This is a genomic window from Devosia sp. (assembly GCF_028290435.1).
In the GTDB taxonomy this organism is placed as follows: Bacteria; Pseudomonadota; Alphaproteobacteria; order Rhizobiales; family Devosiaceae; genus Devosia.
The window spans coordinates 99887-119217 of the sequence record NZ_JAQGJV010000027.1 but is presented as its reverse complement, the minus strand read 5'-3'; the positions used below and the strand labels follow the sequence as shown (position 1 = coordinate 119217).

14 protein-coding genes, 1 tRNA gene and 1 pseudogene are annotated in these 19331 nt (G+C 61.9%); 8 read left to right on the top strand and 8 right to left on the bottom strand.

Annotated features, from left to right (window positions below; translation table 11 throughout):
- Both JWP26_RS08275 and JWP26_RS08270 read left to right on the top strand, forming a co-directional pair.
- On the top strand, positions 1 to 520 hold a 520-nt coding region (locus JWP26_RS08275; RefSeq protein WP_299725631.1), incomplete at its 5' end, for an ATPase domain-containing protein.
- Positions 517 to 2865 (top strand): PAS domain-containing protein, encoded by a 2349-nt coding sequence (locus tag JWP26_RS08270; RefSeq protein WP_299725628.1) that lies wholly within the window; start codon positions 517 to 519, stop codon positions 2863 to 2865. The genes JWP26_RS08275 and JWP26_RS08270, both read left to right, overlap by 4 nt.
- A 34-nt stretch (positions 2866 to 2899) precedes the next feature.
- On the opposite strand, the gene JWP26_RS08265 is transcribed toward JWP26_RS08270, so the two are convergent.
- Positions 2900 to 3598, bottom strand: coding sequence for a TetR/AcrR family transcriptional regulator C-terminal domain-containing protein (locus JWP26_RS08265; protein WP_299725625.1), 699 nt, complete (start codon positions 3596 to 3598; stop codon positions 2900 to 2902).
- Between the two features lie 191 nt (positions 3599 to 3789).
- On the opposite strand from JWP26_RS08265, the gene JWP26_RS08260 reads away from it, so the two are divergent.
- Positions 3790 to 4278, top strand: coding sequence for a RidA family protein (locus JWP26_RS08260; RefSeq protein ID WP_299725622.1), 489 nt, complete (start codon positions 3790 to 3792; stop codon positions 4276 to 4278).
- A gap of 45 nt (positions 4279 to 4323) precedes the next feature.
- Here the strand turns inward: JWP26_RS08260 and JWP26_RS08255 are convergent.
- Positions 4324 to 4746: pseudogene (locus tag JWP26_RS08255) on the bottom strand (transglycosylase SLT domain-containing protein); the annotation flags it as partial.
- Between the two features lie 396 nt (positions 4747 to 5142).
- Here JWP26_RS08255 and JWP26_RS08250 point away from each other — a divergent pair.
- The 3 genes from JWP26_RS08250 to lhgO all read left to right on the top strand — a co-directional run bounded on the left by JWP26_RS08250 (position 5143) and on the right by lhgO (position 8739).
- Positions 5143 to 7047, top strand: coding sequence for a hypothetical protein (locus JWP26_RS08250; RefSeq protein ID WP_299725619.1), 1905 nt, complete (start codon positions 5143 to 5145; stop codon positions 7045 to 7047).
- 136 nt (positions 7048 to 7183) lie between these two features.
- Positions 7184 to 7257: transfer RNA gene (locus tag JWP26_RS08245), tRNA-Arg, on the top strand.
- A 276-nt stretch (positions 7258 to 7533) separates the two neighbouring features.
- Positions 7534 to 8739, top strand: a complete 1206-nt coding sequence (lhgO, locus tag JWP26_RS08240) for an L-2-hydroxyglutarate oxidase (RefSeq protein ID WP_299725616.1) — start codon at positions 7534 to 7536, stop codon at positions 8737 to 8739.
- Positions 8740 to 8747: 8 nt separating this feature from the next.
- Here lhgO and JWP26_RS08235 read toward each other — a convergent pair whose 3' ends face one another.
- From JWP26_RS08235 to JWP26_RS08225, 3 genes are all read right to left on the bottom strand, one after another.
- On the bottom strand, positions 8748 to 9428 hold the full coding sequence (locus JWP26_RS08235) for a BTAD domain-containing putative transcriptional regulator (RefSeq protein ID WP_299725613.1): 681 nt from the start codon (positions 9426 to 9428) through the stop codon (positions 8748 to 8750).
- 326 nt (positions 9429 to 9754) lie between these two features.
- Positions 9755 to 10555 carry a response regulator transcription factor gene (locus JWP26_RS08230; RefSeq protein ID WP_299725610.1) on the bottom strand — a complete coding sequence of 267 codons (801 nt, stop codon included), beginning with the start codon at positions 10553 to 10555 and terminating at the stop codon, positions 9755 to 9757.
- Positions 10556 to 11145: 590 nt separating this feature from the next.
- Positions 11146 to 12993 carry a M10 family metallopeptidase C-terminal domain-containing protein gene (locus JWP26_RS08225; RefSeq protein WP_299725607.1) on the bottom strand — a complete coding sequence of 616 codons (1848 nt, stop codon included), beginning with the start codon at positions 12991 to 12993 and terminating at the stop codon, positions 11146 to 11148.
- A gap of 361 nt (positions 12994 to 13354) precedes the next feature.
- Here JWP26_RS08225 and JWP26_RS08220 point away from each other — a divergent pair, with 361 nt between their 5' ends.
- Both JWP26_RS08220 and JWP26_RS08215 read left to right on the top strand, forming a co-directional pair.
- Positions 13355 to 14971, top strand: coding sequence for an O-antigen translocase (locus JWP26_RS08220; protein ID WP_299725604.1), 1617 nt, complete (start codon positions 13355 to 13357; stop codon positions 14969 to 14971).
- Positions 14884 to 16143 carry a 2OG-Fe(II) oxygenase gene (locus JWP26_RS08215; RefSeq protein WP_299725601.1) on the top strand — a complete coding sequence of 420 codons (1260 nt, stop codon included), beginning with the start codon at positions 14884 to 14886 and terminating at the stop codon, positions 16141 to 16143. The genes JWP26_RS08220 and JWP26_RS08215 overlap by 88 nt, the downstream gene beginning before the upstream one ends.
- Positions 16144 to 16180: 37 nt before the next feature.
- On the opposite strand, the gene JWP26_RS08210 is transcribed toward JWP26_RS08215, so the two are convergent.
- The 3 genes from JWP26_RS08210 to JWP26_RS08200 form a co-directional block, all read right to left on the bottom strand.
- Complete coding sequence (locus tag JWP26_RS08210) at positions 16181 to 17206, bottom strand: glycosyltransferase family 2 protein (RefSeq protein ID WP_299725598.1); 1026 nt, start codon at positions 17204 to 17206, stop codon at positions 16181 to 16183.
- Entirely contained in the window at positions 17193 to 17948 is a 756-nt protein-coding gene (locus JWP26_RS08205; RefSeq protein WP_299725595.1) for an FkbM family methyltransferase, read from the bottom strand. The genes JWP26_RS08210 and JWP26_RS08205 overlap by 14 nt, the downstream gene beginning before the upstream one ends.
- A 178-nt stretch (positions 17949 to 18126) precedes the next feature.
- Complete coding sequence (locus JWP26_RS08200) at positions 18127 to 19329, bottom strand: glycosyltransferase (protein ID WP_299725592.1); 1203 nt, start codon at positions 19327 to 19329, stop codon at positions 18127 to 18129.
- Between the last annotated feature and the right edge of the window lie 2 nt (positions 19330 to 19331).

Here is a 19331-nt window from a genome sequence, read left to right as displayed (position 1 = left end):
CGAATTGTCGCCGGGTGAATTTGCTCATCGCGTACGCGAGCGCGTCGATTCCTCGCAGGTCAAAACCGTCGTGATCGACAGCCTCAACGGCTACCAGGCCGCCATGCCGCAGGAGCACGCGCTGCTGCTGCACATGCACGAACTGCTGCAATACCTGAACCGGCAGGGCGCCACCACCTTCGTCACCGTGGCCCAGCATGGCCTCGTGGGCGACATGAAATCGCCGGTCGACATTACTTACCTGGCCGATAGCGTCATCCTGCTGCGCTATTTCGAGGCGCTGGGCCGGGTGCGCCGCGCCATCTCGATCATCAAGAAGCGCAGCGGCGACCACGAGGACACCATCCGCGAATACCGCATCGGCCGTAACGGCATTTCGATCGGCGAACCCCTGGAGGATTTCCAGGGTGTGTTGCGCGGCGTTCCCACCTATACTGGTGCCAGTAAGCCGCTGCTGGGGCACGAAGAACCCATGGACGGTGGCCGCGACTTTCTATCGGCTGGAGACGAACGGGTGTGATCAACTCCGAACGTGCATTGGTGCTTGCCCCGGCCGGACGCGATGGTCCGCTGGCGGTTTCGCTATTGCAGGGCGTTGGCCGGCAAGCAGAAAACCGCGGGGGCGTGGCTGAACTGGTCGCCGGCCTGCAGGAGGGCGCGGGTCTCGCCATCATCACCGACGAGGCGCTGCAATATGCCGATCTGGGCGCCCTGACGCGCTGGATCGAGGAGCAGCAGCCCTGGTCCGATTTCCCCTTCATCGTGCTGACCAAGCGTCTGGGCGGCCCCGAGCAAAATCCACTGCTGGCGGACCTGCAGAGCGCGTTGGGCAACGTGATCTTTCTCGAGCGGCCATTCCACACCACGGCTTTGGTCAATGTGGTCGACAACGCGCTGCGCGGCCGCCGCCGGCAATATCAGGCCCGGCGCTATCTTGAAGACCTGCGCGAGGGCGAGCAAAACCTGGCGACGGCGCTGCTGGCCGGTCGCATGGGGAGCTGGGAGCTCGACATTGCCGAGCAGCGGCTGAGCGGCTCGGACCAGTTCAAGGCCTGCTACGGCCGCGCCCCCGACGATGTGTTCCTGTTTGCCGACCTGATCGAATCCATTGGCTGGTCCGACCAGAGCCGCGTGCAGCGGGCGATGGACGATGCCATCGAGACCGGCGCCGACCTGGTCATCGAATACCGCATCAACTGGCCCGATGGCAGCGAACATTGGGTCGATGCGCGAGCCCGCGTCTTGACCGGCAACTCGGGCAAGCCGGCCAAGATCATCGGCGTCACCTCCGATATTACCGAGCGCAAGCAGGCCGAGGCCTTCCGCGACGAGATGGTGCAGGAGCTGGCCGTCGAGCGCGAACGCACCCAGGAGGCGCTGCGCGGCGAACGCGCGCTTTCGGGCCTGCTGATGACCAGCGTGCCGGCCGGCATCGTCGCCTATGATCCCGATCTCAACGTCACCATCTGGAACCCGGTGATGGAGCGCCTGTTCGGCGTCAGCGCCGCCGACGCTAAGGGCCGCCCGCTGGCCAAGCTGATCGGGGATGGGCAGAGCGAAGCGATCACGCCGCGCCTGCACGATGCGCTCGCGGGCGTCTCCGGGCCGATCGAGGAGATCGAGCTGACCACGGAAGCCGCCGGCCAGATCGCGCTGGAAAGCCAGCATGCGCCCCTGCGCGGCGGCGATGGGCAGATCGTTGGTGGGGCGGCATTCTTCCGCGAAATGACCGACCGGCGCCGCGCCGAAGAACAATTGCGCCAGGCCCAGAAGATGGAAACCATCGGCCAGCTCACCGGCGGCGTGGCCCATGATTTCAATAACCTTCTGGCGGCAGTGCAGGGCAATCTCGAACTGCTGCGCAAGCGCATACCGGACGACCCGCAACTGCATCGCTTCATCGATGGCGCCCTCCAGGGCGCCCAGCGCGGGGCTTCGCTGACCTCGCGCCTGCTGTCCTTCGCGCGCCGACAGGACCTCAAGCCGCTCCCCACCGATCTGGCGCAATTGCTCGAAGGCATGCGCGCGCTGATGGAGCGCTCGATCGGCCCGCTGATCGCGGTGGAATTCGATCTGGCGCCCGATCTGCCGCCCGCCAAGGTCGATCCCAACCAGCTCGAACTGGCTATCCTGAACCTGGCCGTCAACGCCCGCGATGCCATGCCCGATGGCGGAACGCTGCGCCTGACCCTCACCCAGCGCGAAGGCGCCTGGCAGGGGCTGGGTCTTGATGGCAGCTTTCTGCGCCTGAGCGTCATCGATACCGGTTTTGGCATGGATGCCACGACGCTCAAAAGCGCAATCGAGCCGTTTTTCTCCACCAAGGAGCTTGGCAAGGGCACGGGCCTGGGCCTGTCCATGGTGCATGGCCTGGCCGTGCAACTGGGCGGCGCGCTCAACCTGGTCAGCCAGCCCGGCAAGGGCACCACCGCCGAATTGTGGCTCCCCGTCTCAACCGCACCTGTCGAAGAGGTTTTGGTAATGGAACCTGTCAACACGAATGCGCCAGCGTCCACCATCCTGGTGGTCGACGACGATGCGCTGATCAATATGAATACTGTCGATATGGTGGAAGACCTCGGCCATACCGTGCTCGAAGCCTATTCCGGCAAGCAGGCGCTGGAAATCCTGGGCAGCGGCAAGCGCATCGACGCGCTGATTACCGATTATGCCATGCCGGGCATGACCGGCGTCGAACTGGCCAGCAAGGCACGCGAGTTGTTTCCCGCGTTGCCGATCCTTCTGGCCACCGGCTATGCCGACCTGCCCAGCGGCACCACAACCGACCTTCCGCGCCTGTCCAAGCCCTACCAGCAGGCCGAACTCGCCGCGCATTTGTCGCGCCTGCTGACACTTGGGGCCTGACCGATCTTTCCACAAAGAACGGCCTAGGCTGGTTTCAGGGCCGTGGCGGAACGAGGCCGTTCAGCAGCAAGTCGAGTCCCCTGCTGAAAGTGCCATCCCAATCGTTCTCCCGCAACAGACCTGAACGCTCGATTGTTGGGTAGCGTCCGGTGGGCTGTGTGGCAGGCTGCTCTGCGGTCCTTTCACCGCCCGAACGCACGAAGCTGGCTCGGGTAATCGTGGCGCCCATCACATAATTCCACAGTGTCCACAGCGCGATGTTCAAGTCCGCCGCCGCCACGCCGGCGCTCGACAGGGCTTGGCTCAGCCGTTCCAGGCGATAAAGAATGTTCGGGCCAAGCGCCCGGCGTGGCAACAGTGATATCGACCAGGGATGGCGCAGCATGTTGGCGCGCCAGTCTTCCAGCCCTTGAACGACTGCTCCGCGCCAGTCCTGCGCTTCCCCTGGTTCTGACGTTCCGCGATATTCAAGCACCGAGTCCAGGGCCAGATCGAAGACATCTTCCTTGTTGTCGACATGCCAGTAGAGGCTCATCACGCCCGAGCCGACAGCATCGGCCAGCCCGCGCATCGTCAACCCGTTGACTCCATGGGCGTCGAGCAGTTCCACCGCGCTCGCAACGATGCGTTCGCGCGACAGCGTCGGGTCACCGCGCCGCTCCTCGCCGGGCCGGGGCTGAAGGCCTGCCTTTTGAATTCGCTTGCTCCGGGCCCCGCCAGGTTTGGCTGCCATGCGTCATCCCCGCTGGTTGTCAGATCGATTTAGATCGCCAAAGCGACAAATGTCGATCCCGGCGATTGACTCGTACGGCGTACGATGCCACTAAATCGTACATTGTACGAGTCTTTTGCGCCAAAGCTGGAAGATCAACCTCCCGGCCATGAGGTCGGGGGGCTCGCAGTCCGCACAACCAAGAGAAAATCATGTCACACGCAATCAGGCGTCTATTCATCGGAGGGTTAATCGCCATGACCATGCATGCTCCCGCCACCACGGCAGCCAATGAGGCCGCTCCCAAGCTGACCATCGTCAATCCGCAGGCCCTGGGCGACCCAAGCCCAAATGGCTACAGCACGGCGGTGATCGTGCCGCCCAATGCCCGGGTCGCCTACGTTTCCGGGCAGGGCGGCCACGACAGCACGGGAGGCCTGTCGCCCGATTTCGCCGTCCAGGTCGAACAGGCCTATGCAAATCTTCGGACAGCCCTTGATGGGATTGGTGCCAGGCCGGATCAAGTCGCCAAGCTTACGGTTTTCGTGGTCGATCACGACATGGCCAAGCTTGAGGTGCTAACCCGCAACGTCAAGGCGTTGTTCGGCGAGGCGCTGCCGGCTCAGACCCTGGTTCCGGTTCCAAAGCTGGCAATCGATGCCATGCTCTTCGAGGTGGAAGCCGTCGTTATTTTGGAATAGCGGCGCCGCTGGCAATAACGGCCCGAATATCGATTGGTCCTAGCGCAGACCGGCTTCTTCCAGCAAGCCGGCGCGCTTGGCGTCGTAATAATAGCCACTGGCATAGAACCGCATCGCCTGGTCCTCATTGCCGCGCGCCGTCACATAGGCGCCGGCAAGGTACTTGGCCGCGTAACGCAGATTGGTATCGGCATCCAGCAACCCGCCGGGGCTGCCGCTATAGCCCATGCCGCGCGCCGTGGCGTGGCTGATCTGCATCAAGCCGAAATAGGGTCCATTGCGGGCGCCAGGATTGTAGCCACTCTCACGCACGATGACGCGGCGGATCAGCCGCTCGGGTACATTATAGGCCGACGCATATTTGGTAATCAGCGGATCGATGGCCGGACGGCTCGGCCCCGTTGGGGCGAACGAAGCCTGCACCACCGGAGCGGCATTGGGCGAGGCGAAAGCCAGAAGGCCGGCCAGCGGATTGCTGTCATGCTCCTCTGTTGCGGCCGCCTGTTCGGCGGCTTCGGGCTGTGGCGCGGGCTTGGGCGCCACGAGGGCCGCCGTCGGACCGGGCGCCATTTTGAACGAACTCATCGAGCAGCCAGAGACTGCCAGGGCCAGGAGGGCCACGCCCGCTACCGTGATTGCCGTTTGTCGCATGCAGTGTCCCGTAATCTGTCGCGCCACCTTAACCGATTTGCCCCATTGCGGCGATAGGGCACAATCGCGGCCCTATCATGGCAGAAAGCGGGCGCAAAACCTTGGGAAGCTTCCGCGGTGGACGCAATTGCCAATTGCCATCCGGGATTGGATGGCTATGAGTAAAATTTGAAGGACCCTCTGGCAGTGCCTTCGCATCTGGATGGGGCTTTGATGGCTAAGCGCAATTCCTTGGGCGCCCGACTGCGCTACGAGTTCGATAAATCCATGTCGGCGGGCCCGATCGCCCTGATCGGCTGGCTGGCGATCCTGTCGCTGCTGGTCATCCTGGTGGCCGGCGCCATCATCACCCTGCTGCGCATCGCCCCCGAGGGCGGCGAAGTGCCCGGCTTCATCGAGGCCTCCTGGGAAGCCCTGATGCGCACGCTCGATAGCGGCACCATGGGGGGCGATGCCGGCTGGGGTTTCCGCATCGTCATGCTCGCCGTCACCATTGGGGGCATCTTCATCGTCTCCACCCTGATCGGCGTGCTCTCGACCGGTATCGAGTCCAAGCTCGACGAGCTGCGCAAGGGCCGCAGCCAGGTGCTGGAAAACGATCACACCATCATTCTCAACTGGAGCCCGTCGATCTTCGACATCATCGGCGAACTGGTGGTGGCCAATAAAAGCCGCAAGAAGCCGCGTATCGTCATCATGTCCACCCGCGACAAGGTCGAGATGGAAGACGAGATTGCCGCCAAGGTCCCCAACCTGGGCAATACCCGCATCATCTGCCGTCATGGCGATCCGACCGATCTCTATGACCTGACGCTGACCTCGCCGCAGACCGCCCGCTCCATCATCGTGCTGTCGCCCGAACAGGGCGACGACGAGACCGACGATGTCGACAGCCGCGTCATCAAGACCATCCTGGCTCTGGTCAACGACCCGCGCCGCCGCGCCGAGCCCTATCGTATCGCGGCCGAAATCCGGCATGCCGCCAATGCCGACGTCGCCCGCGTCGTCGGCGGCAAGGAAGTCCAACTGGTGCTGGCGGACGATCTGATCGCCCGCATCGTGGTGCATTCCTCCCGCCAATCGGGTCTTTCCGCCGTCTATTCGGAGTTGCTCGATTTCGACGGTTGCGAAATTTACACGCTGGAACAGCCCGACCTCGCCGGCAACGTCTTTGGCGATAGCCTCATGGCCTATGAGGGCTCTACCCTGATCGGCCTCTGCGCCCCCGATGGCAGCGTCACCCTCAATCCGCCCATGGACACCGTGATCCTGCCCGGCACCAAGGCGATCATCATCGCCGAAGACGACGCCGCGGTCCGCATCGCCACCGACAATATCAGCGTTGACATCACCGCCATCCGCGCTGCCGAACACCAGCCGGCTTTGCCCGAGCGCACCCTGATCCTGGGCTGGAACCGTCGCGCCAAAGTCATCGCCTACGAACTGTCGCGTTATGTCGCGCCCGGCTCGGTGCTCGCCATCGCCGCCGATACGCCCGATCTCGACGACGAAGTCGCTGCGCTCGCCATTGCCAGTGACAATCTCTCGGTCGCCTACGGCCGGGTCGACACCACCAGCCGTACCGCGCTCGAGGGCCTCGACATCCCCAGCTACGACCACGTGCTGGTGCTGGGCTATTCCGACCACATGGCCGCCCAACCCACCGACACCCGTACCCTCGTGACCCTGTTGCACCTGCGCAAGATCGCCGATGCCGCCGGCATCCACATCAATGTCGTCAGCGAAATGATCGACGTGCGCAATCGCGAACTGGCCGAAGTCACCCGCGCCGACGATTTCGTGGTGTCCAACAAGCTGGTGAGCCTGATGCTGGCCCAGGCCTCGGAAAACGATTCCCTGGCCGCCATCTTCGACGAACTGCTCGACGAGGAAGGCTCGGAAATCTACATGCGCCCCGCCGAGGACTACGTGGCACTCGGCATGCCGGTCAATTTCTATACCATCACCCAGGCCGCCCGCGACCGCGGCGAAGTCGCCATGGGTTACCATCGCCCCCGTCCCGGCGCCGTCGCCGGGGGCATCGTGGTCAATCCGGTAAAGTCGAAAGCCATGGACTATGTCGCGGGCGACCGCCTGATCGTACTGGCTCGCGATTGACGTACAAGAAATCCAGCATGCTGGAAGAATCCACACCTGAAATGAGACGATTTAGCCGCTCATCCCCAGTTGCGCCGCCGCCCGGCTTTGGCTAGGTTGCGCCCATTCAGCCGGAGCCCCGCTCCGCCTCACGGATGCACCCGTAGCTCAGCTGGATAGAGCGCTGCCCTCCGAAGGCGGAGGTCGGGAGTTCGAATCTCTCCGGGTGCATCTATCTGTTCGAGAGCGTATCGCGGTCCGATTGTCTGGGATTCGCGGTCAGCGTCCTCACAGAAGGCCGATCTCGCGTTCTGACGCGGCGCTCGGTCTGCATCCCGCTGTGCCCGTACCGCCCCATCCAGTTGGCGCGCTGTAAGATAGGGCGGCTGCAAATGGCAATAGTTCCCAAGGCACAAATGCGCTGTTCGGGCTACACCGATTTAGGGACGGCGGGGTGCTGGTTAATGCAGGGCTGAGGCTGCATTCTCAGGCATAGGGGAAGCCGACTTGCGCTATGAATTTTGCATCATTGGCGGTGGGATTGTGGGGCTGGCGACGGCGCACGCGCTGTTGCGCGCGCGGCCGGGGGCCAGCCTGGTGGTGCTGGAAAAAGAGGCCGCGCTTGGCTTGCATCAGACCGGGCGCAATTCGGGCGTGATCCATTCGGGCATCTATTATGCGCCGGGCAGCCTGAAGGCTTTGCTCTGTGCCGAAGGCATGCTGCGCACCAAGCAGTATTGCCGCAGCCACGGCATTGCGTTTGAGGAACGTGGCAAACTGATCGTCGCCACCTCGCCCCTCGAGGTCGAGCGGCTGGCCAAACTCGAAGCGCGAGCTTCCATCAACGGGATCGCCGCGGAGGCCCTGTCGCCCGCCGACATTGCCATGCATGAACCAGGTATAGTGGGCCTGCGCGGCCTATTGGTGCCCAGCGCCGCAATCGTTGACTACAAACAGGTGCTGGAGGCGCTGGCGCAAGACATCAGGCAAGCAGGAGCAGAAATCCGCTTTGGCGTCGCACCCGCGAGGATACGCGAGGAGGCCGGCCGCGTAACTATCGATACGTCGGACGGCTCGGTGCAAGCGGGACAATTGGTGGCGTGTGCGGGGCTGCAATCGGACCGCGTAGCGCGGCTGGCGGGGCTCGACATCGATTTCGCCATCGTGCCCTTCCGGGGCGAATACTATCGGCTGGCGCCGCGGCGCGATAATCTGGTGCGGGCGATGATTTACCCGGTGCCTGACCCTGGCCTGCCTTTCCTGGGCATTCACCTGACGCCGATGATCGACGGGGGAATCAGCGTCGGCCCCAATGCCGTACTCGGGCTGGCGCGGGAGGGCTATGCCAAGGGACAGTTTTCTGTTGCCGATATGGCCGAAATGGCCCGTTTCCCGGGCTTCTGGCGCACATTGGGTCACAATCTTGGGTCCGGTCTCCAAGAGATGGCCAATAGCCTGTTGCGCCGGCGCTACCTGGCGGCGTGCCGGAAGTATTGTCCCGGACTGGAGATCGAGGACCTGACCCCAATGCCGGCTGGTATCCGCGCGCAGGCCGTCAAGCGGGACGGGACGATGGTGCAGGACTTCTTGTTCATCGAGGCCGGTCGCATGCTGCATGTCTGCAATGCGCCTTCGCCCGCGGCTACTTCGGCGCTGCCAATCGGCGAGCGCATCGCCAAAAGAGTGTTGTCCGCCGAACATGCGCCCGCTTAAGGCCGCGGCTAGTTTGCGGGCGCTCGGGTAATCAGGCGCTGATAGAGGCGCACTGTCTCCTCGTCGGGATCGACGCCCAGCTCATTGCGCAAGCGGCGGGCGCATTCCTCATAGAGTTGGCGCAACGAGGAAAACTGCCCGTTGGCGGCCGCATCATACATCAGGGCCCGATGGGCGCCTTCATGATAGGGATCCACTTGCAGCAGCCGCTGGGCGCAAAACAGGCGGTGATGAGCCGTTAGCGGGCTGTCCGGCAGCACGGCCCGCGAAATGGCGCTGACGAAATCGTAACGCAGCGCCGACCGCTTGTAGGACAGCCACTCCTCAAAGCCTTCGCCCGCCGCGCGCAGCGACCCCAGCAGCTCACCATTGTAGATTTCGCACATCTGTACCCAGGCCCTGGGCGTTGGATTGGCGGCAAGTTCGACGAACTCGGCAAGATCGAAGTAGATATGCTCACTTAGTGTGAGCCAGGCCATGTTGGGATCGGTCGCCAATAGATGCAGGTCATTGTCGTCCTGAAAACGGCGAACACGAACAAGGGACTGCCTGATATCGGCGCTGGCCTGCTCTGAGCCGCCATCCGACCAGATCAGATCCCCGACGCGCCGGCGCAAGACTGGCTTGCCACGCCCTTCGAGCAGTACATAGACCAGAAAGCGCAGGAAATTGACCGGCGGATTGACCAAGCGTCCACCCACCGATACGTGGCAATCCCCAAAACTCAGTATAGATGCCGTAGGTGTACTGCTCTTAATCATCAAGGCGACAATCTGTGCAACGCACTCTCGAACGTGAGCCAACACCATGGCTCGCGCGCCAATTGGCGAGAGCCACGCTGCGACTTAGTTCACAATCGGAATTTAATGAAAATCGCCGCCAAAAGCGAACGAATTCAACTGAATCCGTGATCAACTCTTTCGGATCGCCATAATGCAGCTAAAGCAGCTTTGCTTTATCAACTTTATATCCCTGCGAGCGGCGGCGGTCGGTGGCAGATTTATTTGTTGACCAGCTAAACGCCTCGAATTGTTACTGGCATGCTGGTGCTCGATTGGCCGGGCGCGTAGCTAGGGCGGCGGTCGAAAGACCTGAACACGGCGGCGGCCTGGGTTCTGTTGTGAACCTTGAGCTTGCGGATGATATTGTGCACGTGCACCTTCACCGTGTGCTCAGACAGCTCCATCTTGACCGCGATGATCTTGTTCTGCAGGCCGTCGGACATCAACTCGAGCACTTCCGCTTCGCGGCTGGACAACACCCCGGCGCCATCGGCTTCGGGTTGGCCGTCGCTGCCGGTATGTTGACTACGACGGGTCAGGAACCCGCGAGCCGCAGATCTTGGACTTGCAGCGCTTGGAAAGTATTCGCCGCCATTAAGCAGCAGCCAAATAGTGGCAAGCCATACATTGATCTGCAGGTTAAAAGGCACGAGGCCCTGGATAGCGCGTTCGGCCACCACCGCCCGCAATGCCGGATCCTCGTTCCAGCCGCTCTCCACCATCAAGGCTAGCGGAGTATTCGGATAGCGCTCGCGGCATTGCGCGATGACATTGGCAACGTTGCGAAAAGCAAAGGCGTCCAACAGGATAAGGCGCGGCAGGAAGGCTTCTTCATCATCATCCGGCAGTTGACTTGAAAGCGTAATGCCAACTTGGGGGAAGCACTGCTGAGCAGATTTGAGCAGGCTTTGAAAGGTCACGCCGGTATCGGCGAGTATGAGAATGCCGTCGCGGCCTTCGGCATCCTGAGAAGGAGTAGTGTGCCAAATTGCGTAGATTCCCTGTTCGGTACTAAGGCTGGTTACTTCAGACATTTACGACCCCGTATGATAAGGCTGTTTACCTTAAGTATTTCTACCGCACTTTAATGGAACATAGCTTGCGTGACTCGCCCGTGACTCTCCGCTCGGACGAATTAGGCCGATTTAGAGCTTTTGGGTATTGAGGACTGCCTGCATCCGCGGGCCTTGCTGGCTAGTCCGAACGAACGATGCGGTAGGCCCCGCCGCCCCCGTAAATCATCATTATTTCCCGGTGGGGCGGGACTTTAGCGATGAGCCGCGATGAGCAATTGTCCGCTTCGGCTCGCCAACTTCTGTGCGGGCGATGGATACGCTTCAATGGAGTCTGGGCACGGACGGGGCCAAAGGCGGTGGGTGAGCGGCGCCGACAGATTTGTGAATATTTGGTTAAAGCGGTTCGATCACGCGGAATTGCATGGGGCATTCGCGCTCGATACTCGGATTTGACTGTCCGAGTCAGTATCCGTCAAATTGATGACGGCCGACGATTGATCAGGACTAACCGCTAAGGAACCGGGTCGGGATAGTTACGCTGTCGCCGTCATGTTCGGGGTTAGGCAGAGGCGGAGGGCTCGCTAGCCCCCCGCTCATAGAAGTGGCGACTAGAGAATAAAGTCGCCGCTGCTGAGATGGATTTGCCCGGTGAGCTGGATCTCGAAGTCGTGGACCCCGTCCCCATTGATATCGCCCTGCACGATTGTCTGATTGTGGGCAGCATCGATACGCCAGGCGATCTCGCCCGGCTTGTGGCTAAACGACTGATCGTCGCCGGCAAGGAAGGTGAAGCCTTGATCGCCCGTAACCTTGGTATTGGCATCTATGCCTGACAGGTCGATCTTGTCCTGCCCCTTGACGAAATCGCTGATCACGTCGCGGGCTGCCGCAGTGGTGCCCATGTCCGACACGGCCTTGAACAGGAAGATGTCATTGCCGGTGCCGCCGGTCATGACATCGCGCCCGGCCCCACCATAGAGGGTGTCATGCCCTGCGCCGCCGTTCAGCGTGTCATTGCCGGCCTTGCCGTCGAGGTAGTTGTTACCCGCATCGCCTGTCAGGCGGTCTACGCCTGCCGTGCCGGTCATGCTGGATGAGCCGGTGGCTGGCGGTGTCGTCGTTGGGGGAGGCGTCGAAGAACCGCTGTCGGGCGGGGTCGGCGTGCTCGACGTCGAGCCGGCGCCGATAAAGTCGCTCGCCTTGAGGTTGAGCAGCCCCTTTAGTTCAATCTCGAAATCGTGGATTCCGTCCCCATCGATATCGCCCTGGACGATGGTCTGGCCGGTAGCGGCGTCTGTGTGCCAGGCCAGTTCGCCCGCAGTCTTGGTAAAGCTGCCATCGTTGGCGGCGATAAACGAAAAGTCCTGATTGCCCGCAAGAGTGTTATTGGCGTCGATTGCCGACAGGTCGATCTTGTCCTGCCCCGGGGTGAAGTCGGTAATGCTGTCCCGGGCACCCGTGTGGTCACCAATATCCGCAGCGCTGCCGAATACGAAGGTGTCGTTCCCCGCGCCTCCGGTGAGCACGTCGTACCCGGCGCCACCAGTGATCGTGTCATTGCCACCCATGCCGTTGATCGTGTCGTTACCGCCCTTGCCGCTGAGCACATTGTTCGCGTTATCGCCGGTGAGTTTGTCGGCACCATCGGTCGTCTGAGCCGGCGGCGTCGTGACAGGTGGCGTCGTGACCGGAGGGGTGATGACAGGTGGCGTCGTCGGCGTTGAGGGCCCCTGATTACCAAGCTGTGCCTCTAGCGCATTGCCGTCGCTTATGTTGCCGGTAAACACCGGATTGGCGCCGGAGAAGAACGTTTCGCCCCACTGTCCTTTGCCGATATGATTGTTGGTGACTTGCACGTTCTCGGTACCGTTGCCATCAAGGCCCGTGACGTAGATCGTGTACCCGCCGCCAGTCAGCAGGTTGTTGTTCACGACGACGTTCGAGGTGTGCCCGAAATAGTCGTCGATCATCACCGCGGCCGTCTGCCCGTGATCATTGATAACCGAGTTATGCTCGATCCTGATATCGGTGACGCCGCCATCGATCTGGATACCGTCGAAGTGGGAATCCGCAGTGCCGCCGAGGTCGTGGATGTAGTTGTCCTGGATCAGAACGTGGTCACCGGTGACGTTGATACCGTCCCCTACGCCGTAGATGTCGTTGCCGACAAAAGTGCCGTAGCCGGTAATACCCTGGCCGCCGGAATTCAGTCCGTTGATTTCGCAGTTTTTGACGATGGCCCCGTCGCTGCCGTCCCTGATCTGGACGACTGCAAAATTGCTCGAGGAAATCTTGCAGTTCTGAATCGTGACATTATCCGCGTCGATATAGACGCTGCCCGTGATGTTGAGCCCCGAGATAACGGTGCCTGCCTTGGTTACAACGATGTCTCCCGAGGGGAGCAGCTTCACCCCGTCGGGGACGCCGGTGGTTGTTGCATCTGGCCATACTGCCATCTGATCTTCCTTTTGGTTGTTATCACGGGACCGTGTTTGGCCGGAAAATTAGGCTGTCGAGAGGCCAGAAAGGCTTAAAGGCCGGCGCTTCCGCCCTATTCCAGCCTCAATTCCGAAAGCGAAAAAGCGAAGCCAGGGCAAGTAATTGATGAATCGCGAAAAAACAGCGTCGATTCGTTTTTGGATGATTATGGTTAAGATTATCCTAAAGCCAAGAATCCTATGGATATCGATGGAAATGTGATCAACGGGCAACACTTTTCGACAAGTATCCACTCCGATACATCAAAAGGATTACTACCCCGGCGCTGGGCTACATCGTTCGGTGTATGTCTTTGTTATTAGGAGACATTTTCGCTGATTGTGGACCGCCCCGAGGTTTGAGAGGCTCGACGCCTTGAAAGAAAATGGCGAGGATGTGGTGGCCAAAGGCACTACCGAGTCTGGAACTTCCGACTCGCGATACGGCGATATCATCAAATCCACGTCGCTGATCGGCGCGTCCTCGATCGTCAATGTCGCCATGTCGGTCATCCGACTGAAGGTGCTGGCCGTCTATCTCGGTCCCAGCGGTATTGCGCTGTTCGGGATTTACAATGTTCTGCTGGATCTCACGTCCAGCATGGTGGGGTTCGGCGTTCAATCCAGCGGGGTCAGGCAGGTTGCCGTATCCGTCTCGAGTGACGATAAAGCCAAGGTGGCGCGGATCGAGCGCGTGCTGAGCTTGACGTCCTGGATCCTGGGTGCGCTGGGCGCCGGAGTGCTGATCGCCTTTGCGAGGCCACTATCCACGCTGTCATTCGGCAACGAAGCGCGCGCGTCCGGCGTCGCGCTGCTTGGCTTCGCCTTGATGTTGCGCATTGTCGCCGGTGCACCAAGCGCGCTGATCCAAGGCCACCGGCGCATCGGCGACCTGGCCCGCATGACGGTTTTGGGCGCCGTGCTCAACACAGTGGCGGCCATTCCGTTGGTCTATTTTCTGGGCGAGGACGGGATCGTCCCCTCGCTCATCGCCGTGGCACTCACCTCGTGGATAGCCGCCCACTGGTATGCTCGCAAGATCGCACTGCCAAGGATCAGGCTGTCGTGGTCGGATTTTACCGCCGAAACCCGTCTATTGCTGCAACTCGGTTTCGCCTTCATGGCGAGCGGCCTTCTCACCGCCGGTTCGGCATTTGTGATCCGGGTCTTCATTGTTCAGCTGAACGGCGTCGAGGCAGCGGGCAACTATCAGGCGGCCTGGGCGCTCGGCGGTATCTATGTGGGCTTCATTCTTCAGTCCATGGGAACCGACTTCTATCCGCGCCTGTCGGCGGTGAGCAACGACGACGAGGCCTGCAACCGGATGGTCAACGAGCAGTCGCGCGTCAGCATCCTGTTGGCCGGGCCGGGGTTGCTTGCCACGCTGGCCCTGTCGCCACTGGTTATGGCCGTGTTTTATTCAACCCAGTTCGCCGATGCCGTGCCGCTTTTGCGCTGGTTTTGCCTGGGCATGCTGCTGCGGGTGGTCGCCTGGCCAATGGGATTTGTCGTGCTGGCGAAGGGCAAGCAGAAGATATTCTTCTGGACCGAGGTCGCCGCGGCAGTTTTGCAGGTCGGACTAACCTGGGTCCTGCTGCGCACCGTGGGATTGGCCGGCGCCGGCATCGCATTCGTGGCCCTCTACGCCTGGCATGGCCTGCTGATGTATTATCTGGTGCGTCGGATCAGCGGCTTTCGCATGACGCAAGAATATCTGTTGCTCATGGGGCTGTTCGTGGGTCTTACGGGCCTGGTGCTGCTCGCGGTTGAACTGCTCCCATTCTGGCCTGGTTTGGTGGTGGCGCTGATCGGCACGGCCATCGGGAGCTGGTTTTCGCTGGCGCAGCTTGTCCGGCTGGTGCCGCAGCAATGGATACCCAACCAGTTGCGCCCGATCATCCGCGCCGTGCTGCGGCACGAGCCTATCCTGAGCGCGCCCGCGGCAGATCGCGCTTAAACACCGATGCAGGTTTCAGCCATTTGGGCCGTAAACCCGACACGATAGAATGCCAGGTTTCGGGAGACAGATCGACCACGTACCACCGTCATGTGAGGCATGAGATGTCGACCCTCAATGTTGGAGAACCGGCGCCATGGTTTTCGGTGCCACGCTCGGGTGCCGGAGGGCGAATTGCCCTGGATGAATTGGCCGGACGTGACATCGTCCTGCTGTTTTGCGGCTCTTGGAGCGATGCCGCGGCGCAAAAGGCGCTGGACGACTTTGCCCGACATGGCGACGTGTTCGCAACGGGCCATGCGATCTTGATCGGCCTGAGCACTGCAGCGGAGCGCATTCCTCAGCAATTCGCGGCCACGACAGGTTGGCATTTCGGACACGACCAGGATGGCGCTGTGGCCGAGCGGTATGGCCTCGATCCCAAGCTACTTTCCTGCACGGCATTTGTGCTGAGCCCAACCCTTCAAGTGCTCGAAATCGCCACCGGTGTCGAACAGATTGCTGCTCGCATTTTGCCATTGATCCAAGCTCGGCGGACGCATCCCCCACAGATCCACGACGCCCCGGTGCTCATCGTGCCCGGGGTGTTCGATGCGCCGTTCTGCGCGAGCCTGATCGAAACCTATGAAGCCGAGGGTGGACGCGAGATCGGCGCCGTCGAGAATGCCGGAAAGGTCGTGGAGAAATTCGACCCTACATTCCGCAAACGCCTCGACTGGTACATATCGAACGAGCAAACCGTGCAGCAGTGCCGGGACTTGCTGGTGCGGCGGCTATTGCCGATGATTCACCGGGCTTTTCAGTTTCGCACCACACGGATCGAGCGCTATCTGGTGGGCTGCTACGAGGCGGCAGAGGGCGGGCATTTCCACGCCCATCGCGACAACACGGCTCCCCTCGTTGCCCATCGGCGATTTGCGGTTACGCTCAACCTGAACGACGCCTATGAGGGGGGCAATCTGAGCTTTCCGGAGTTCGGGCCCAAGACCTACCGGGCAGGCGTCGGCAGCGCGGTGGTTTTTTCCTGCTCGCTGCTGCATGAGGTCACACCCCTGACCAGCGGTACCCGGTATGCATTCCTGTCTTTCCTCTATGACGAGGAAGCGCAGCGGGTTCGCGAAGAACAGGCAAGCAGAATGGCCGCCGGCGCGCGGGCGCCGAACCGGGGATAACCGCTACCTCGCGCCGCTCATGCCACCACTGCAGATATCAAGCCGTTGAACGCTGCGTCGTCGCCACGCGGTGTCGCACCGAACTCAAGACCTTGCGCATGGCGATGTCGACAACGGTCAATACGCTCGGTGGATCAAGGGCCACACTCGCCAGAAGGAATTTCGTCGCCAGACGCGGCTTGCGGTCGTTGAGGAGAAACCGGGCAAGGTTGCGCATCAGCATGGCCTTGCGTGGCGCATAGCGTTGGAGCAATTGCCGGTTGTTTTTCATGATCCGGATGTCGCCCAGCGTCTGCCGCCGCCGCGATCGCGAGATGCTGTCCTCCGATATCGCACCCAGCACCAGCGGCTCGGCATATTCCAGAATGCGCGCATGCTGTGCCAGTCGGACGGCGAATTCATAGTCCTCGTTGGCCGCCGCAACCGGATCGAACCATTGCCGTGTCGGCATGCAGTCGGACCTGAACATGGCGCATTGCACGCTCAGGCGATTATCGCCCAGAATCCAGTCAACCTGGTCGACATCGCGCGGCAGGCGCCCCGCGGCCGACGGCGTCACGCATACCTGGCCGGCGCCAAAACGGCCGGAGTCGCCGCGACCATGCAGGATTTTGGGGCCGGTAACGGCGCCGAATTCGCCGGGCAGATCAGCGAAGGCGGCGAGCTGAAACTCCAGCTTGCCGGGCAGCCACAGATCATCGCTGTCCTGGAAGGCAATGTATCGGCCCCTGGCATGGGAAAGACCGGTGTTGCGGGCGGCACCGGCACCACCATTGATCGGACGACGTATGTATCTGAGGCGGGAATCGCCGATGCTGCGGACCAGGCCCTCGATATTTTGGCTGGAGGCATCGTCGACCACGATGAGCTCAAGGTCCCTGACTGACTGCGCGAGCACGCTGCCGATCGCGTCGGGCAACGTCCGGAGTCGATTATACGTCGGCAGGATCACCGAAACCTGTGGCAACACCTCCTGTCCGATTATCGATCTGCCGGCGCGAACGAAATGAGGCGTCGCCGGGCTCTTTCGGATACTCGGCTCGCCAAAATTATCGTTGGGCATAGGAGGACCCATTCTGCAGAGGACGGATGTTCAAACCGGAAACCACGCCCTCATCGATGGCGCCAGAGCGCACGGCGATAATGTGACGCGCAGGCCAAGGCCGGTGATCGAGCACGCTGGACGCATCGAACGCCGTGACCTCGTGCAGTGTTTTGCGGGGGGGATGATAGTAGAAGAAGCGGTATCCCAGCCCGGCGATCTTTTCGTACCAGGGCAGGGACTCAAGACCGAGCAGCAGGACCAGAATGTCCGCTCCGCCCTCTTCAAGGAAGCGCCACGCGCCCTCCATTACGGCCGGCTCATACCCGGATACGTTGATCTTGAGCACCGACACATGGGGCAAGGAGAGCTCCCCCAGGGTGTCGCTCAGCCGCTGCACCGGGACGAGCTCGCCTCCGTCGGAGCGATCCAGCCGGCTCAACCACGTTCGTGCATCCGTCTGGAAGCGTGCCTCCCCGGTCGTATTGGACAGCGCGACCTGATGAACGCGAACGCGCCCGGCAACGCCATTGCGTTCGAGGTTGCGCCCAAGGGTCGCAACGTTCGCGCCGCTCGGCTCGAACGCATGGACCTTGGCGCCGAGGCTGGCCGCGAACAGGGTGAACTGGCCAATCGCGGCCCCCACGTCGACCACGGTCCAGCCGGGGCGCGCGATGGCGCGCAGGAATGCGAATTCGGGATCAACCAGATCGCCGAACATCACCAGCATTGGGGGAAACTGGCTCGGATAGTCGAATTCCATCACGGTTCCGGACCGCAATTTGACCTCTGAGCGCTTTGGGCGGCGCACACGAAGCAGAGCGAGCCTCGCGGCTCCCTGCAAAACCCGGCCCGGACCGACTGCGCGCATCCCCCAGCGAAGCTTGTCCCAAGCCGTTCGCAGCTTGGACGGCGGGCTCGGTTCGAAGTGCGTCAGGACTTCATGCATAGCTCGCGACCTCCCAATTGTGCCGGCGTTGCAGCCGCTCGACAAATGCCATCGCCCGTTCGGCGCCCAACCTGTCGTAGGTGAACGCCTGCGCATCCGCCGCAATGCGCCGGGAATAAAGCTGGCGCAGGTCAGGCTTGGATACCAGGGTCGCGATGGCGGTGCTCAGTTGCTCTACCGCACCGGCCGGCACGATGATGCCATTGACCCCGTCCTTCACCAGCCGGGCGGCGCCCATTGGCGTGGTGATAACCGGCAATCCGCAGCCACCCGCCTCGATGGTTACCTGTGGGCCGCCTTCCTCGACGGTGGGGAAAACAAACACATCGTGTGATCGGTAAAGCGCCCCGATGTCCCTGGTGAACGGCAATACCCGCACCGAGCCGCCCGCCACCGCCTTGGCCAGTAGCGGCTCCAGCGTCGGCTCGACACTGCCAACCAGCGTCAGTTCGGCATCGGCCTTGAGCTTCGCCCACGCCTCGAGGAGGGTGGGAACGCCTTTGCGCACACTGATCGAGCCGGCGAACAGAACCTTGACCTTGCCCAAACCCGGACGGGGCTCGGCACCCAGAGTATTTGCGGGTTCAAAGCGCGCGGGGGACCAACCGAAGCTGGTGGGGAATATCCGGTCCGCACTGACGCCAGCATCGATCAGCGAAGACTCGCATGGTGCGTTCGAGGCGAAAACCAGGTCGTAAAGAGCAAGCTCCGCGAGTTCTTCCTCGATCGCCGCCGTGGTGATCGTATGGGTCGGCGGCAGGCCAAGGCGAGCATAGGCGGCATCGAGCGCCGGCTTCGCCGACGCCTGCGCCGTATTGATCATCTCGCGGACGGTGAGAATGCCGCGCGCTTTTGCGCGCTGCACCAGCTTGCGCGGTGCGCCGGGCCAAAAGTACGCGACCGTCGCCGCGGGGTCCGATGCATCCAGGAGCCGGGAAAACCGCTCCTCCAGGCGGGCTTGGCTCCCATTCGCCACCAGCCGCCAGGGAAGCGCCGACAGAGGCCGGGGCAGCGCAAACTCCGCTTTTATCGGCCAGGGCAGCGGTAGCCGGCTGCGTGGCAGGACCAGCGTCGGCACCACGGGTGTGCCGGCGAAACCGGCAAGAATGCTCACGCAGCTTTGTGGCCAGCCGACCCCCGCATAGGGGAGGCTGCAAAAGGTGAGGCAGTTCAATGAGCGGGATGGCTCAAGCATGA

Bases quoted from the DNA above. Each gene is read 5' to 3' on its own strand.
- JWP26_RS08265 (WP_299725625.1), bottom strand. From the start codon at position 3,598: ATGGCAGCCAAACCTGGCGGGGCCCGGAGCAAGCGAATTCAAAAGGCA.
- JWP26_RS08260 (WP_299725622.1), top strand. From the start codon at position 3,790: ATGTCACACGCAATCAGGCGTCTATTCATCGGAGGGTTAATCGCCATG.
- JWP26_RS08250 (WP_299725619.1), top strand. From the start codon at position 5,143: ATGGCTAAGCGCAATTCCTTGGGCGCCCGACTGCGCTACGAGTTCGAT.
- JWP26_RS08230 (WP_299725610.1), bottom strand. From the start codon at position 10,555: ATGTCTGAAGTAACCAGCCTTAGTACCGAACAGGGAATCTACGCAATT.
- JWP26_RS08225 (WP_299725607.1), bottom strand. From the start codon at position 12,993: ATGGCAGTATGGCCAGATGCAACAACCACCGGCGTCCCCGACGGGGTG.
- JWP26_RS08215 (WP_299725601.1), top strand. From the start codon at position 14,884: ATGGATACCCAACCAGTTGCGCCCGATCATCCGCGCCGTGCTGCGGCA.
- JWP26_RS08210 (WP_299725598.1), bottom strand. From the start codon at position 17,206: ATGCCCAACGATAATTTTGGCGAGCCGAGTATCCGAAAGAGCCCGGCG.
- JWP26_RS08205 (WP_299725595.1), bottom strand. From the start codon at position 17,948: ATGGAATTCGACTATCCGAGCCAGTTTCCCCCAATGCTGGTGATGTTC.
- JWP26_RS08200 (WP_299725592.1), bottom strand. From the start codon at position 19,329: ATGCTTGAGCCATCCCGCTCATTGAACTGCCTCACCTTTTGCAGCCTC.